The organism is Prevotella micans F0438, assembly GCF_000243035.1.
GTDB lineage: Bacteria > Bacteroidota > Bacteroidia > Bacteroidales > Bacteroidaceae > Prevotella > Prevotella micans.
In genome coordinates, this window is sequence record NZ_JH594522.1 from 338,305 (window position 1) to 354,032 (window position 15,728).

10 protein-coding genes and 2 pseudogenes are annotated in these 15,728 nt (G+C 40.1%); all 12 read right to left on the reverse strand.

The features are described 5' to 3' along the window. Window positions 1-16 precede the first annotated feature (16 nt). A complete protein-coding gene (locus tag HMPREF9140_RS05945) occupies window positions 17-1,729 on the reverse strand; it encodes an RNA-directed DNA polymerase (RefSeq protein ID WP_006952569.1) in 1,713 nt (570 codons plus the stop codon). Between the two features lie 186 nt (window positions 1,730-1,915). Next, window positions 1,916-2,689: a hypothetical protein gene (locus HMPREF9140_RS10825; RefSeq protein WP_006952570.1), complete on the reverse strand. Its 774-nt coding sequence runs from the start codon at window positions 2,687-2,689 to the stop codon at window positions 1,916-1,918. A 47-nt stretch (window positions 2,690-2,736) separates the two neighbouring features. Further along, window positions 2,737-3,231 (reverse strand): hypothetical protein, encoded by a 495-nt coding sequence (locus HMPREF9140_RS10830; RefSeq protein ID WP_244858983.1) that lies wholly within the window; start codon window positions 3,229-3,231, stop codon window positions 2,737-2,739. A gap of 54 nt (window positions 3,232-3,285) precedes the next feature. Next, window positions 3,286-3,897: a MobV family relaxase gene (mobV, locus tag HMPREF9140_RS10835; RefSeq protein WP_006952572.1), complete on the reverse strand. Its 612-nt coding sequence runs from the start codon at window positions 3,895-3,897 to the stop codon at window positions 3,286-3,288. Between the two features lie 410 nt (window positions 3,898-4,307). After that, window positions 4,308-5,975, reverse strand: coding sequence for a DUF3987 domain-containing protein (locus tag HMPREF9140_RS05955; RefSeq protein WP_006952574.1), 1,668 nt, complete (start codon window positions 5,973-5,975; stop codon window positions 4,308-4,310). Further along, window positions 5,932-6,570 (reverse strand): BT4734/BF3469 family protein, encoded by a 639-nt coding sequence (locus HMPREF9140_RS05960; protein ID WP_006952577.1) that lies wholly within the window; start codon window positions 6,568-6,570, stop codon window positions 5,932-5,934. The genes HMPREF9140_RS05955 and HMPREF9140_RS05960 overlap by 44 nt, the downstream gene beginning before the upstream one ends. Next, complete coding sequence (locus HMPREF9140_RS05965; RefSeq protein WP_006952579.1) at window positions 6,563-6,940, reverse strand: helix-turn-helix domain-containing protein; 378 nt, start codon at window positions 6,938-6,940, stop codon at window positions 6,563-6,565. The genes HMPREF9140_RS05960 and HMPREF9140_RS05965 overlap by 8 nt, the downstream gene beginning before the upstream one ends. A 365-nt stretch (window positions 6,941-7,305) precedes the next feature. After that, window positions 7,306-8,605 (reverse strand): annotated as a pseudogene (locus tag HMPREF9140_RS05970) (site-specific integrase). Beyond that, window positions 8,602-9,165: pseudogene (locus HMPREF9140_RS05975) on the reverse strand (helix-turn-helix transcriptional regulator). The pseudogenes HMPREF9140_RS05970 and HMPREF9140_RS05975 overlap by 4 nt, the downstream one beginning before the upstream one ends. Before the next feature lie 289 nt (window positions 9,166-9,454). After that, window positions 9,455-10,390: a DUF5677 domain-containing protein gene (locus HMPREF9140_RS05980; protein ID WP_006952583.1), complete on the reverse strand. Its 936-nt coding sequence runs from the start codon at window positions 10,388-10,390 to the stop codon at window positions 9,455-9,457. Between the two features lie 13 nt (window positions 10,391-10,403). Continuing rightward, window positions 10,404-12,128, reverse strand: coding sequence for a hypothetical protein (locus tag HMPREF9140_RS05985; protein ID WP_006952584.1), 1,725 nt, complete (start codon window positions 12,126-12,128; stop codon window positions 10,404-10,406). 354 nt (window positions 12,129-12,482) lie between these two features. After that, window positions 12,483-15,698 carry a sacsin N-terminal ATP-binding-like domain-containing protein gene (locus HMPREF9140_RS05990; protein ID WP_006952589.1) on the reverse strand — a complete coding sequence of 1,072 codons (3,216 nt, stop codon included), beginning with the start codon at window positions 15,696-15,698 and terminating at the stop codon, window positions 12,483-12,485. Window positions 15,699-15,728 lie beyond the last annotated feature (30 nt).

The window sequence follows — 15,728 nt, forward strand, 5'->3', positions numbered from 1 at the left end:
GTATAATTCTTCAATTCTATTTATTTGTCGTATCAAAATCCTCTTCTATGGTTTCATAATATGCCCTCGTCTCCCTAAATGTAATCACTGGTGTAACCTTCTTCAAGGTTTCCTTGTCGACGATGGAATCATGAGGTAAACCATTCACAAATACAGCCTTTAACCAATCATTGTTCCATAAGGGGATTTCACTGTTCCCCATTACGAGTTGGCAGAGTCGTAGTGAATATGGTGATCTTCCTGTATTCTTGTCCTGAGTATAGGTCATGTTCTGAAGCCAAAGCTGGTTGTAGTCAGAATTGGGTTGATTGCAGAGCTTGTTGTACACCAAATCAATGATAGATTGCTTTTCCATCATGTCCTTAAGAGAGTTAATCATACGGCTAATTATCCGGAGAGCATAATGTACACAACCAACATTTTCAAGAGCAATCTGGACACAGATAGCAGACAAGGCTCGTACACTGCCACCAGGAATATATTTAGGTCGCTTGTGGTTTTTCAGTTCCGAAAATATACCTTCTAATTTAGCTAGTTTTGTATCTTCGCCAAGATCAACAGATTCCCAATTCTTTGCCTTTGAGTTGTTATTCTCTTTGAGCGATTTCAGATGCTCTTCGATTCTTTTGTCAATGTCCGAAAGCATTATCCTAATAGAACCACTGTCGGGATATTGGCGAGAAAACATGAGAATGTAGAGCAAATGTTTCTCGTAGCTGTCGAAGTCAACACCTTTCTTGTTAAAAATAGGAGTATTGTAGATGTAAGCAAGTTTGTCGGACTTAACTGCGTCTGTCACGATGCTGTCACTAATTTTTGTCTTTTGACTGTTCATACGGAAATTCAGTCTTTCCAAAACCTTCTGAAGGATGTAGGAGATTTCTTCAAGCGCATCTTTATTACTACAGAAAATACGATAGTCATCACGATAGCGGATAATCTCGTATGCAGGAAATGCTTTACCTTGCTCCTCGTATTCCTTGGCTTTGGCTTGCAATGCTTCGTGCAACAGAAGGTCGGAATAACCTAGGATTATCTCACCCACAAAGTCAAAGATCGCACTACCTTGCGGAATACCAATATTGCGACCTTGCTGTAAAGCACGAAGGAATTTCTGTATGTTTTGAGCAATTGGGCTTTGGATACCTGTTGCAATGGTTGTGTCTTTGAGAGAAAAAGCCCAATCGAATGCCTGAGGATTGACAGAACCATAGCAATTGGTAATATCAGCCACAAACATATAGCGATATTCCAGCGATAATTCAATAGAACGTTGTTCCATACTGTTCCACCAATTGTTGATAGTCGTTGCCTTATGGAACGGCTCTTTCTCGTTAGGGATGACTGGAATTGCACAAGATGTTATATGCGAGACCTTATACTTCTCAAACAAATTTTTTACTACCTGCCAGTTTGTTTCGCAACAAACTTCTCTAACAAGGAAATAGTAAAGGAAAGGATTTGCAAGAACAATAGGACGAACGGCATAGCGTCCATCCTTGTTGAGCAGTATGTCAAGATTCACATCAGAGAGAGACTCTATAGAAATGCCTTTTTGTAGACACTCCTCATAGGGAGTGGTTCCGACCTTCTCGCAGACATACTTCAGAACTTCATCAAACGTAAAGTACTCCGGTAGTTCAAATCCATGGTATTGCTCAGATTTCATGAAGAAGTCCATCGCTTCATCATGATTCAAAGTTAGTATATTATTAGCGGTTTTACTCATCTTTGTATCATTTGTGATTATCCTCGCGTAGAATTGTCAAATTTTAACCACAAAAATAATCACAATTTTTGAAATATAACCAAATTACGAGAAGATTCTTCGCTTTATAGCAACATTTTAACAGTTGAGAACGATTTGCAGACGCAATTTGCTGCAAATCGCTCTAACTTATTTGCTTTGATTGCTTCAATAAGACTGACCTTTCTTCTTTGTTGCAGATTTCAGTCCGAGTTTCTTCGTACCATCCCAATTCGTGAGTTGATCTGCACTGCCATTGGAGCCGCCAAGAGAAGTGTAGGTTTCTGCACTGCATGACATATAATCAACGAAAGAGATAAAGTTGTCTATAATAGATGGCTCGTAGGTCACATCCCGTTCCGCAAATAGATGTGCCCAGCTGGTGACGCACTCTACATTGAATTTTGAGCAATCAAGCCACGACACACCACTAAGAAAGTTGTTGACGGCCGAGGAAATACCTTCCTTTGTGCCAAGGTTCAATTCCGTCTTATGGGCAACAGCCATGATGCCGTAGTAGATGGATGCAGCCTCTTTGTCGTTGAAGTTAGTTCTGTTTGTAAATGCGAATGCTCTGAGGGCAGCACGTCCTTCTGCGATGAAACGGCTGAGGATGTTCTGGTATCGGTTCTGTTTCTCTGCAGCAAGTCGAGCCTTGCGCTCCTTGACCTTCCTTGCAGCCTCGTTGTGCTCCGGTTCACTCCATAGAGCATTCCACTTTCCCAATAGGCTCTCATAGACAGACCGAAGCAAGTGCAATTCACTTTCTGCTTTATCGGCACGAATAGTTTCTGCATTCTTGACATTGCGCAGCCGCTCAACAGCGTTCTCATCAATAAGCATAAGGCGATACTTTAGTCCATTCACCTCTTCTGTGAGTGTGATAACACCATCCTTCGCCTTCAACTCGTCGGATAAGTTCTTGTTTGTGTCACATGACATGCGGAATCGTTGCCCCAAGGTCTCAGCAGTAGGTTCGCCTTTCCATTTCAGTCCAGTAGCTTTGATGAAACTGCCAATGGTTTCCTTGACACCAGCGACATACGATTCCTTGAGCTTAGCTGCCTCTTCTTTCTTATACTTGCCAGGCTGAAAATCTTGGCAAGAAAACCTGATTGGGCTGTCTTCAAGTCCTTCTGGGCTTCCTCCTTCTGTTGAGCGACAACAGACGTTTCGGCTTCAATCTCCGCTTTCAGTTTCTCGGCCTCTGCGATCGCCTGTTTTGCCTGACGCTCGGCTTCCAACAAAACCTTGCTTTTGTGTCTACGCTCCCGTTTCTCCTCCTCTGTGAGTTCGTGGTACTGAATGCCCCGTTCCAGACCATACTTCTTACCGATTTCATTGTAGTACTTGGTGTGGAGGTCCGTCAGATACTCGGACTTGTCTTTAGCCGTCTCTCCCCATACCTTAGCATACGAGACGCACTCAACCACCCCCTTGGTCGTCTCATACTTTGTGTATTTGGAACGTTCTTCTTTGGACAAAGCCTTCCATTCTTTTGTCGTCAGCACAATGTTTGGATTGTCCTTGTTGATGTATTATTGACTACCAATGCGGCCACGTTTCTTGACCTGCTCCATAGGCACGGTCAAGGCATGAGCATGAACACCCGTCTCGTCACAATGCACGTCGAAGCCGATGATGTTGTCCTCACCCCACATACGACAGCAGAACTGATAGGTGTCTTTGGCCCATTCATAGACGGATGGCATAAGCTTGATGTGGCTGTTGTCTGCGTATGGGTCTGAGGTGTCAATCACTTGCTCGCCAAAGGCCAGTTTCTTCATCACTTCGTGGTCGCCGCCAAAGATGATGTTCACTAAACAGTTTGGACTGTTCTGAGCAACTTGGTTGGGATGCTTTGCATCCATATAAGGTTTGAAGCCCAGTTCATCGTGACGCTGTTGGAGGCGTTGATGAAGTGGAATAGGATTGGAACCAAGGGGCACAACCTTGCATCCTTTGGTGACTTCAAAGTTAAGGTGCTTGCGAGAGAAGTTGTAGTGATTATTCTTCTCCGTCTCTGCATTCTTGGACTGGTAACGTTTCTCGTCCCAACCTCTGCGCTCTGCCTCATTACCCATCTGGGCAGAGAACGATTTCTTGTCTGCGCCAACATGGATAGAGGCGCGTGGTATATTATTTTCCATAAGAATCTATTTGTTATGGGTTATACATTATTTATAATGGTTGTAGGTGGAGGATGCCAGGTCTCGGGCGATGCCTGAGCATAACAGATGGACTTTTTAAGTGAGCGGCGATAGCCAATGAATCTAAAAGTCCCTATTATGTTTTAGGACTTTTACAAAAGTCCGTCATGCCACTCGGGACGAGGCTCCTCCATTGTTACAATTTCCGATAGCAGTTTTGACTGGTATGTTCCAGACGACCTTGACGGATGTAGTCATTGATCCACTTGGCTATAGTACTCTCAAGATAGCCTTGCTTCTTGGACGTAGTCCGATAGGCCTCTCTGTCAAATGTGTCTGGCAGAGCTACCAACAGCTGCTCCATTTTACTCTTCTTCGTGACAATCTCACCCTGCCCATTGGTGGTGACCTTACTCTGTGGCAGATGTGCATAGCAATAGACTGTATGGTAGATGAGAAACATCACCCAATGCCATAGCAATGTCGAAATCATCCTTACTGCATCGTAATACAATTCTACTACCATCCTTTGGAGTCAGTGCAGAAGGATTAGGAATTTCGATAGAGGTCAGCACCATCATAATGCGAAACACAGTGAAGGCCAGACGGCGTACCACACTCTGCATGTCATGCGAGATGTCATCGACCACCTCTTGATTCATCTGCCTAAAATGCTCATTGAACTCCTTGCAGTATTCCTGAGGGATGACGATGCGATATTTTCCACCACGGAAGAATGCTTCGCGTCTTTGTTTGTATAGCTTACCCAACTGGAAGAATCTTTCTCGCAAGGTATAGCTATCTGAATTGGTGTTGGCACTCTCGACAAGGACATCACGGAACTCCGCTTTGAAAGGCATGTGATAGCAGGTAATACGTGAGAAAGTGCCATCCTCAGCCTGAGGTGTCAAAGTGTAGAGCTGTCCAGGCGTTCCTGAAAGACAGATAGCAAGCATCGGTCTCTCTATGACACGATATTCGTCATCCTTTCTGCGGCTCAGGTCAATAGGTTCATGATGATAGCTCTTGCGAATAATAGTGCTATAGTCACCATACTCCGATTTCAGTATAGCACTAAGCGTATCACATTCCGTATCGAATATTAGACCTATGCCATCATTGTTGTCCAACTGTTGTATAACGGATGCCGCACTACTGTTGGTAGGAATGAAGAGTGTGCAACGGTGTGGAGCTTCATTGACATCGGAAGTATCTTTCTCGCCAGACTTGGACTCGCTTTTACTCTCCTTGTATTCTTTCATCAGTCGCTCGGAAGCTTCGCGCAGTTCGTTGTGGATGGGAGCCACAATCTCGCGACAATATTTCAGCGAACCTTTGCCCATACCGGCATCGTCCATAACAAAGAAGTATAGCATAGGGTGCCAATCGTCGTGATTGTACTCACCGACAACATTGTGAAGTGTGACTGAGATGCAAGTCAACGCGCCCATCAGCATCATGTCTCGGTCATCTTCTGAGATGCAGTTGCCCAACACTTTTTTCAATAGCGGAGGAAGCATGTCGTATATCAAGGCAGGGAAATGAGGAAGGGATTCTTCATCTAAAATCCATCTGAAGTCCACTTCGATAGGTTGGATATTTGGTTTTTTGGATATTTGGTTGCCAGAACCAGAAGTCCAAATATCCAAAGTTCCAACGACAGGCTCTTGGATTTCTTTGGGATTGGAAATGTCAATACCAGTATCTTTCGCCATCTGAAAGAATGTGGCGATAGATATGCCATCCCCATGTGCAGACAGACATTTATTGTATTGCTTGTCTGTATCACTGGTGTTATACTCAGTATTCTGCCGACTGATACGATGGAAGAAGCCTCTGCCGCTCTCCTGAAACTCGCTTGTAAGAGCAAAACCGACTTTCAGCCAGTTGTAATAGCCATTCGTAATATCTATTCCCTTCTGTTCAATAAGAGAAACGAGACGCTCGATCTTGGCTCTGGTATCTTCGCTTATGTTGGAGTATGCAGACGTCATTCTACTAGTGTTATTGTTCTCTACCTGGAGTGTATTATTATTAGAAGGGACATTCTCCCATTCTTCGGGTGAAAAAGTTTTCATCTTTTACATTGTTGTATTTAGGGTTAATAAAAGCTTCTGGATCATGTGGAATGAAGCAGGAGCGTGAAACATCACTACCCGATTTGTCTGGCTTCGGATAGCCATTGGCTACGAGATAGTTGAACACTACATTGAAGAAACGGCTATGCTCCCATCCCATGCGGAATACTTGGATTATCCATTTCAGTCCATCACCAGAAGGAGAACGAAAAAGGAGTTCCGTCTCAAAGCAAGGGGCATTGAGCAGTTTCTCATGCAACGAAGGAATGTCGGCCACATGGTCGAAGTCGATACAAAGCAAGTCGGATTGCTGCAAGAGACCGTCCTTGTTTCGAGTATGGAAGATACCTGAGAATGTGCAGAAGTCGAAGTTCTCAGCTTTGTAGTTACGTGCCCGGTCTTTGCCCGTGATGGAGCGCAGCATCTCGGTTTGCTTCTTCGCATACGGGCCTACGATGTAGCGGTAGATGTCAGGAATGCCAATGCAGCGCAAAGGCTCCGTGTTGCGGATGGGTTTTCGGAAGAAGGAGAAAGACAGTAGTTCTCCTTCCTTGACTCCGAAAAATTCCTCATAGATAGAAAGGTGGTCATACATGGTTTCGTGTCACCTCCTTTCTACCTTTGGGGTTGTTTGCCACATACGCGCGTGCCTCATCGTAAATGTCATTGACTGACTTACAAGTGGTCTGCATGAGCCAGTTGTCGATTTCAGACTTACGGAAGAGGATGCTCTTGCCATTCTTGTGGAAGGGAATGGTTCGATTACTCGTCCAACCGTAAACAGTCTGCTCGGCTGGATGATTTGGGAGGTAATTGCAAAGGTCTTGCAGCGAGAACCAGGCATCTGCCTCTACGTTGTTGTTTGACTGCAGTGCGTCGAACTTCTGTTCAAGCGTCTCCAACTTTTCTAAAATGCTTACCATAAGCTGCGGCATTGCATCGAATGATGGTACTGTTGTACACATAAAAATGATGTTTTAAGTTGGCTGCAGCTTATGCTACAGTCACTCTCTTTGGGAAGAAAGCGACTGTAAAAGTATCGTGAAAAGCAATGGTGATTTGGGCATGATTCGAGGCATAAAAGGAACATACCTATCACGTCCTTTTTTTCTTTGTATCATGCTGACAATAAGCAATAATAGAAGCGGATGAGGAGAAAAATAATTTCGGTATGGCATCGTTATGATTGGTATCATATCCTTGTCATAATGGAAATCGGCAACAAAAGGCCAAATATGAAGAAAGCCACTCACACATGAATGTGAATGGCTATGGATGTGAACAACGTAAAAGTTACTGTATGCTTAGACCTATGGTAGCGGAATACGAACTATTCGTTTTTGGAGTCGTTTGGAGTTCCAATTATGTCGTCAGTGAGGGCAATTTGGATGGCATCAGCGGCAGCATCCTTCTTTGCGTCAACTATCTTGGCATAAATTTGAGTTGTTGTTATCTTCTTATGACCAAGCATCTTGCTGACAGTATAGATGTCCGTGCCCATTAGTCAACTGCAAGGTAGCAAGGTAGCATAGGTGTGGCGAAAGCAGTGAAAGGTGATGTGTTTGGTGATACCAGAGGCTTCAATCCATCTTTTGACTGGGCGATTTATCCATGAGGGATCCTGTAGCCTTTCAAAGACAAGGCGGTCGGCATCACCATGTTCGCCACAAAGCAGATAGGCTTGGTCTGAAATTGGCATGTACTCTACCCCCTTGGTCTTCTGTTGCGTAAAATGGAGTTGGTAATGCTCCTTATCTTTCACAACATCACGCCACTTCAGCTGTTTGATGTCACTATGGCGTAATCCTGTCAAGGCAGAAAACAAGGCTGCTCTTTTGAGAATATCGCTATCGCATGGTGTAGCCGCCAAGTTGGTTGAGTTCTTCCAGTGTCAGGTACTCACGCTGGCTTTCCTCGTAGTATATGTTCTTAACTTTGGCTGCAAGGTCGATAGTCAAGTAGCCATCAATGAAGGCTTGGTGAAGCCCAGCCTTGAATATCGAGAAATAGGTGGATGCGGTATTGGCAGATATGGTCCCTGTCTTACTGCCACCTTGGGGCGCGTTGATAAGGTAATCCTTGTAGTCTTCGATGAGATTCAAATCAATGCTACCAAACGGAAGTGGCTTTCCGTCTGTATATAACTTCAGAAGTGCAAGTTCACGATTCCAATTGACTTGAATGGACTTGGAGCTGTTCTTGTGTCGTTTCTCCTTCAGTTCTGCGAAATACTGAATGAAGTTGCACTTTGACCTTTCGTTTTGTGCAGCTTGCTCTGCCTCCGTATCTGTGTACAAAGCCTGATTGTCGTATTCGTGCTGACGAAGGTCACGAACTTTGTCAGCAAAGATGCAGGCTTCCTGATCTTTTTGTGAGCGGCACATGATAACTCCGTTTGTGTCACGCTTGGGTCGGTAGTATGCCTTGCCATCAGCCAAAGTCCTTCCCGAACTATTTTTGTCGAAGATTGGAGTGGCGATGAAACGACCAAGAGGCTCATGCTTACGCAACGGCTTATCCTTGCCTGGCTCAAAGACAGGAAAACTTTCAATGAGCAATGACCACTGCTCTTTGTATTCGGACTTGCGGAGTATTACTTTGAATATGGTCCGCTTCATTGGTGTCTTCATAACTTGATGGATTTGTATAGTTTGTCAATTTCTGATTTCGGAGCATAGACATAGTTGCCTATCTGTCGGGTAGGGATAGAGAACTTACGGATGTGTGTCTAGACGGATGTGTCATGAATCCTATACTTCTTGGAAATCTCTCCGATGATATAGCAATTCTCTGGTTCCATGTTGTAAGTCTTTGGGATGGGCTTTTGTGCAGCTTTCCTAACCTTCTTTCTTCTTGGGTAACGCTGTTCAAGGTCTGCACGATTCAACCTCAATTGCTTTGTACCAAGATTGACAGAAGGAATCTTGCCCTTGCGAATCTCTCGATACAAGGTGTCACGCTCTACACAATAAATGGCAACGGCTTCTCGAACAGAAAGGAACTCTCTGATGTCGGGAATCTCCTTAGCCAGCTGTTCATACTTTGCTTCTTTAGCCTCTCTGTCCTTCTTCCTCTTGTAGGCAACATCTGAGCAGTGTTTAGAACAATACACAGAGTCGATGGTGCGTACCTGGAACACTGCACCGCATATAGGACATTTCCTTCGAATTTCGTATTTTGCCTTTGGCATATACTATATATAATAAGGTGTATATCTGTTTTGTTAAACTTCACCGACTAAAGTGTCGCGTCAACGTTTTAGTGTAAATATACGATAAAAAGCCGAATGTAGGCATAAATTCGCAAAGTTTAACTAAAAGAAAAGTCCGTGTAACTCGTTGAGCTACACGGATTTCATATATTTATTTATTGTTTGTTTATCAAACTTACTTCAACCTCTTCAAATACATTCCGCATTGATTATCAATGAATTACATTCTTGTGGTACAAAAATGTTTCCTCAATTTGAGTAGTATTGATTAGCAAACATCTTGGATGTTATCATCTTTTCTATTTTGAATCAGATACTTTGTTTGTTCTTTTGGCATTTTATCTAAAATTTCCTTTGCCTGAGGGAAAGCATTGCAAAAATCTCGTACTATTACTTGTTGAAATTTACAGATGGAATTGAGTATCGTCAGTGCTCTTTCTTTATATTCATCAGAATTGTACATTTGGCCAAACTGCAAAATCCCTAAGAAAGAAGGATGGGATTGGGAAGATAAAAAGCCGTATAAAATAGTTAGATCTTCTTTGGGAAATATTTCTTTGGGAGACGCACTAAACGATAGTATCTTGAATTCTTTAATCTGTTGTGTTTGCGCATCCTTAATAAACTTATAGCCTTTAATAGATGTATCAGATTTACTAATTTCTTTATGAAAAGCTTGTTTCGCATTTTCTGTAATATCAAGTTTCTCTAAACGACTTATTGCTTTCTGCTTGAAATCTTTTATTTGCACTCTGCTTGAATTATATTTCTGGATATATTTCTTAGCCTCTTGGGAAGCTTGAGGCAATTTCATATTATGCAGTCCTCTTATTTTCCAGATGTATAAAACAATTTCTTTCTCTATACTATTTTCTTGTTCAACAAAAAGGTTATTAAATATAAAGACTTTTTCATATAGACTTCTTAATATGGAAGCCATAGAAGGAATATCTATTATTGTTCTATTTCTCAAATGTGGAATCATTGGAGTTCCATTGAATAGTATCAGTATAGAATTAATGTGAAGTATCTCCATTTGCAAAATACATTGAGCTATTTCTGCGAATTGATCTCTATTGCCTTCTGTTTCTGACCAATAGTTTTCCCAAAGATAAAATAATGTATCTACATTTATTGTTGCAGCATTTTTCATCATGGCAATCTTATGGCCAATACTTATTTGTGGAGTGTTATTTTGTGTCATTTTTATATTTTGGCTATTGGATTAAATATAGACATACATTATTTGGAATAGCTTTTTCTACTTCAATTCCATATCTACCATTTGATGTCTCGTCTAAAACTTGCCCGTTTTCTTCTATACTTACTATTCTTGTTTTATGCCATCTATCGTTTTGCCTATAAGCAAAATGATCCCCGACCTTAATGATTAGATTTTTAATTTCTATACAGATAACGGTATTCTTCTTATAATAATTATAAGGTTCTCCCAGTCTCCGCAAATTAGTTGGAGGGAAGTCAACAAGTCCATACGCATTAATCAGGCTTTCTCTTGCTTCCGCTTTGGAAATAAAACCATTTTCTATATCAAAAAAAAGATTAAATAATTGCCAAGTATAAGCTAATCCGCGCTTATCTTTTTGAGCATCTTTAATTTGCACGTCTTTGAATGGAGGACGCGTCCTTTTTAATGGTTCTATATTACGTTCGTTATTAACGATGTAAAGTGCATATACATCAAACGCCCCCCTTTCTTCACATCTTCTAAATTTAATTTTATGAATTTGAGAACATTGTGCATCGGTAGATGTTCCATTTATCCCTTTAACTTCTATAATAAGTAGTCCTGCGTCTCCTAAATCAACTTGTATATCTTCTTCGAAGATGTCTTCCTCCTTTTTGGTTGTATCTGCATCTACGATATTAGAAAAGCCTAGCCATTGCAAAAAATCAATTACTGCTTTTACAAGATTATCCCCTGTATCTGTTAGAAGAGAATGTAAGAAGGTATATTGCTTGCTATTTGCTTCTTTCTGCAATTCGATTTTAGATAGATCTTCTTGATATTTCTTCGTTAATTGCTTTTCCTTATCTAAAAGTTCTTGTTGATTTGGAAGAAAATATATTGATGTGTTTTTCCATGCAGCAGCCTCTACAGATGGAAAATATTCAGAAAAATAGATATATAGGAATTCATTAAGGACGCTTTTAAGTAGCTCTAATTTGTTTTTACTTTGCGGAAGCATAATTGTAATATCAGACTTATCTATATAAACATATGATATAATATCTCCTACTCCAGTTACGAGTAGAGGGATAAAATTATCATCTTTTTTGCGTATACTATTCTCCCATAATGTTGGGTGTCTGAAAGTCTGTTGATAAGAGTAACCATTGAGTATGTTCCTAAATATAGCTTGAGCTAATGTGTTTTTGCATAAAACCACATCTCTACCGTAAAGTGAAGTTTCACTACAATAATTCTGAATATGTTCATAATTTGTAAAACTGTCACCATCTTCTATACAAGATGTTCTTGCATCATATCTTTTGTAAGATATCCTATAAATCTCTCCTTGAAAGATAATCTTTATTAAAGGCCGCTCCCTATGCTTTTCTAATTCAATGCTTAAGAGTTTAGAACTATAAGGAATGGGGTTAAATAATGTCTCGGGATATGCACTATATAAGTAAACACTACGAGTACCAGTTACATATTGTCTTACATGTTCTTTCTCGGAATACGGAATAATTTTCTCGTATCCCATATCTTGTATTAGAATATCATACTCTTGAATATTGATTGGGAAATCATAATTTAGTAATAGATTTACCGAATCGCAACGGTTCTTGATTCTTTTAGACGTGTTTATTTTAGCTCCCATTGTTCCTCCAAAGACATCAAAATCTTTTTTCAGAAATGATAAAATGTCATCTTCTAAATCAATGGCACATATCTTTGTCTTCTTTATATCCATCATAACATCTTATTTAGAGAATTTTATAGTTACTTCTTTGTTGTTTGCAATATTATCAATTGCTGTGTTTAGAATTTCTTTTAGTATCTTTACGATCTTGTCCTATCAGCTTCTCCATTGTAGGCTTTGCTAATTATAAGAAATTTTACCCTTCAAAAATACCAGTATCATAATTAGTTTGTGGATTATGAACTTAAGTAGACGTAAGATTTTTCATGCATATCTTAAAATGTGTAAAGGCAATGAATGCAACTATGCCCTCCAAACTTAAATTCAACGATATATAATATTTTACCAGGCAATTGCTATTAAATGGTTACACATAGCAGAGCAATCTGTTTTACTGAAATTCTGTTGTTACATTTGATTTATTTTTCTTTTTACTATATTTTCTATTTCATTAAGTAAGTCCTTAAAAGGTTCTCCATCCTCGAAAACTTTTGCACCCATGTTGCTTCTGTATTCTGAAATTTTTATCTGCACATCGTCAGGTTGCTCATCCGCCTCAAGTATTGCTTTTACCATTGGATTGAGAGTTTTTCCAATAGCCATTTTCACTCGGGTACATTCTATGATGGTTTCTGGAGGCAAATTTTCAAGATCTTTAGTCTTGTGTCCACGAAGATCAACACAACACAATGCATACTTTTCTGGATGAAGAGCAGCCATTTTTATCTGATGAGTACTCATGTGTGCAGGTTCTGTAAAATCCCATTTACTCTTCACCTCAATATAATACACATCTACCCACTCTTCTCCATCCTTAATCTTGACGATGATATCTTGCCCATTTTGAACATCCTCTGCTACAGCATGTCCTTCTGTACGAGTAGGGATCTTCACTTTTACCAAGCCTGACTCTATCTTGTCACGCAAAATATCCTCGATATGTTTACCAATAGCATGTAAATGACTGAATCGAACTTCATTCTCATGTTCCAATTCCAGTTGCCGTTCCATCTTATCCAAAATGTATTCAATATTGCCCGTTTCGCTCAACTTAGCCAATCTATCAAGATCCTCATCTTTAATATCCATCAGTGAAAATAGGCTCTTCTGCGTTTTTCCACTTTTCATACTAAAAGTATAGGTTGCTTTTTTGTCATTAATCTGGCCAAACCATTCCTCCCAATCCTTCGATGTAGCAATTTTTAAGATAATACTTCGTACAATCTTTTCAAATTTTCGATCCTTGGATTCTTGCTTCATATCTGTAACAAGACGCCCCTCAATTTCAGTTGCAATATCCTTCGGCACATCTTTAGTCAACTCAAGAATATCTTTAAAGTCTTCATCAATCCATTTCTCGTGAAGATCTTTGTCAAAAATATCTTGGTATATTGTTGCCATCTCTGGTGGGACACCATTGTTCATACGAAGTTCTTTCATCAAACAAAGCTCGCCTTTTTGATTAGGAAGAACGCCATAATCGTCCAAACGTTTTTTGTGTTCAACGTTTGTTGATGGACTATATTCAGTAAGGAATGATTTCATCCATTCTTTATTCGTCTTAACCCACTCTACTTTTTTAAGATGCAGGATATAAAGGGTATAATCTAGTAAGAGGTTGAAAGCTGCGTTGTAAAAATCTTCCTCGTTCTCATCCTTGAATCTGATAGTATTTACTACATGGAACTCCTTCTCATGGAATTCGGCTATCAGAGGCATCATTCGTCCCCTAGCATTATTGAGTTCAGGCATGCAAGATGCAGAACAGAACGTAATTAATGCACTCAACTGCTCATCAGTGAGAGTCTTCTTCTCATTATTGTTTAAAGCTATTGTGCGCCAACTACTCATAGTCGAAGCTATTGCTCTTTGCAAATCTGTTTGAACGTATGGATTAACCTTGCATACATCATGGAAGGATCTATCATAGATTTTCTTAGAATCATCCCCCATCACAACCTTTACTAGATCATAAACCGTGGAATCCATAAAAGAAGCGTCATATAACTCGTTCTTTTTCTTCAAATCACCGGTTCTATTAGGCAAAAGAGGATAATTTTCCATTACCTCGGCATTACCACTATCTTTCATTAACATCAGGAAAGCATGTAAATCTTCTCTTTTTGACTGGATGGCTTTACATACATCTTCAACGGAAATGAAAAACTCATTATCTCTATTACAATTCCATCTATCCACAATTTCCGACCATACAATTATATCATTATCGGGCATAAGATAGGAGACACCGTCTGTTTTCTTTGGAAGTAAAGCGTAATTGATTAATGTAGTTTCGTATTGAGCCCTCTGTTCTGGATTAAGTTTAGAAAAGAAATCACGATGAAGAAGTCTAACATTTGGGTCTGATACAGCATAATAATTATCCCCGATTGGCAACATTTTCCAGTTTGGAATCCTTGTATTCCACAGAGACTGCATCTCCTCATAGAAATTCTGTGTTTCCTCATCATCACACGATTGTGGGAATGAGACCTCACACATTTTTGGAGATAGGCTCTTTGTATTTTCATCTTTTGCGTAATAATCAAACAAGGCCTCTGTTATTTCCCTTAACACCTTACTATTTACACTCCCTTTGTCCCGTTTCATGAAAGTAGAACCTGGTAACATAATATTGTTGCGTTTCTCTACGGGATGAAAACGTTTAGAATGAAAAATGAAATTTACGCCAAAAGCCTCAGTACCTAACAATGGAAACCATAAAAAGAGACTTGGGATTTCGCAAACATTGCCACATCTTTCAGGAAACGGTGGAATAATTACTACATCGCCCTTATCCGATTGCAGACTCTTGCAAGCATAAGACTTTGGGGCGGTATTGGCTTTATGATTAGTTAGCAAGATGTTTTCCGTTACTACTTTCCAACCGTTCTTATTTGAAGTCTCATCACTCCCCATCCTCTTTAATGTGAAATGCTCGTTTGTGTGCAGATTACAAATCTCAATCTCTTTGATACGTGTATTAATAGCCAACACGAACGGCATTAAACGAATAGCATTTGATATTTGGGCTGAAACTTCACCTATCTGCTCATCTGTCAAGTCATAACAAAAAGATGTAGTATCATCTGCAGGCTCTTTTAACAATTCATATGTTTTAAAAAACTGACTTACAGCATTAAGCTGATCTCTCATTTTGCTTGGTCCTTCTTCTTTATCAACAAGTGTGCGGTCTAACTTAAAGTCGTTTACTTGTACATAACCCTCTATTTTATTATTATCGGACTTCACGGTAAAGGGGGCACTTATTTTCACCGTGCGGTTAAATGCATGAGTGGTCATAAAACCTGTGCCATACTGGCCAACTTGATCTGTTCCATTTCTATCCTTAGAACTATTTTGCTTTACAAGCGCACTAAAGGACGTATAATCAAACGGTTGACCATGATGAGAGAAAATGACACTATGTTTTGTCAATTCTATTTTGATGCGAGATTCTTCGCTCATGTCACGTGCGTTCTGAACGAGTTCCCAAAGAGCACGTTCTCCACTCTTCTCGTCCAGGTCTTCAAGACCTTTCCTAATTTTATTACAATAGTTTTCGTATTCGAGGCGATCATTTTCTTCCTGTTGCCAGCGTTCAACGGCTGAAAGTTCCTTCATTTACAATATATTTTAATTACTATTTACATT

What these genes read in the sequence shown, in the direction of transcription:
- HMPREF9140_RS05965 (WP_006952579.1), bottom strand. Translation starts at nt 6,940, where the DNA reads ATGTGTACAACAGTACCATCATTCGATGCAATGCCGCAGCTTATGGTA.
- HMPREF9140_RS05945 (WP_006952569.1), bottom strand. Translation starts at nt 1,729, where the DNA reads ATGAGTAAAACCGCTAATAATATACTAACTTTGAATCATGATGAAGCG.
- HMPREF9140_RS05990 (WP_006952589.1), bottom strand. Translation starts at nt 15,698, where the DNA reads ATGAAGGAACTTTCAGCCGTTGAACGCTGGCAACAGGAAGAAAATGAT.
- HMPREF9140_RS05985 (WP_006952584.1), bottom strand. Translation starts at nt 12,128, where the DNA reads ATGATGGATATAAAGAAGACAAAGATATGTGCCATTGATTTAGAAGAT.
- HMPREF9140_RS05960 (WP_006952577.1), bottom strand. Translation starts at nt 6,570, where the DNA reads ATGTATGACCACCTTTCTATCTATGAGGAATTTTTCGGAGTCAAGGAA.
- HMPREF9140_RS05955 (WP_006952574.1), bottom strand. Translation starts at nt 5,975, where the DNA reads ATGAAAACTTTTTCACCCGAAGAATGGGAGAATGTCCCTTCTAATAAT.
- HMPREF9140_RS05980 (WP_006952583.1), bottom strand. Translation starts at nt 10,390, where the DNA reads ATGACACAAAATAACACTCCACAAATAAGTATTGGCCATAAGATTGCC.
- HMPREF9140_RS10825 (WP_006952570.1), bottom strand. Translation starts at nt 2,689, where the DNA reads ATGTCATGTGACACAAACAAGAACTTATCCGACGAGTTGAAGGCGAAG.
- mobV (WP_006952572.1), bottom strand. Translation starts at nt 3,897, where the DNA reads ATGGAAAATAATATACCACGCGCCTCTATCCATGTTGGCGCAGACAAG.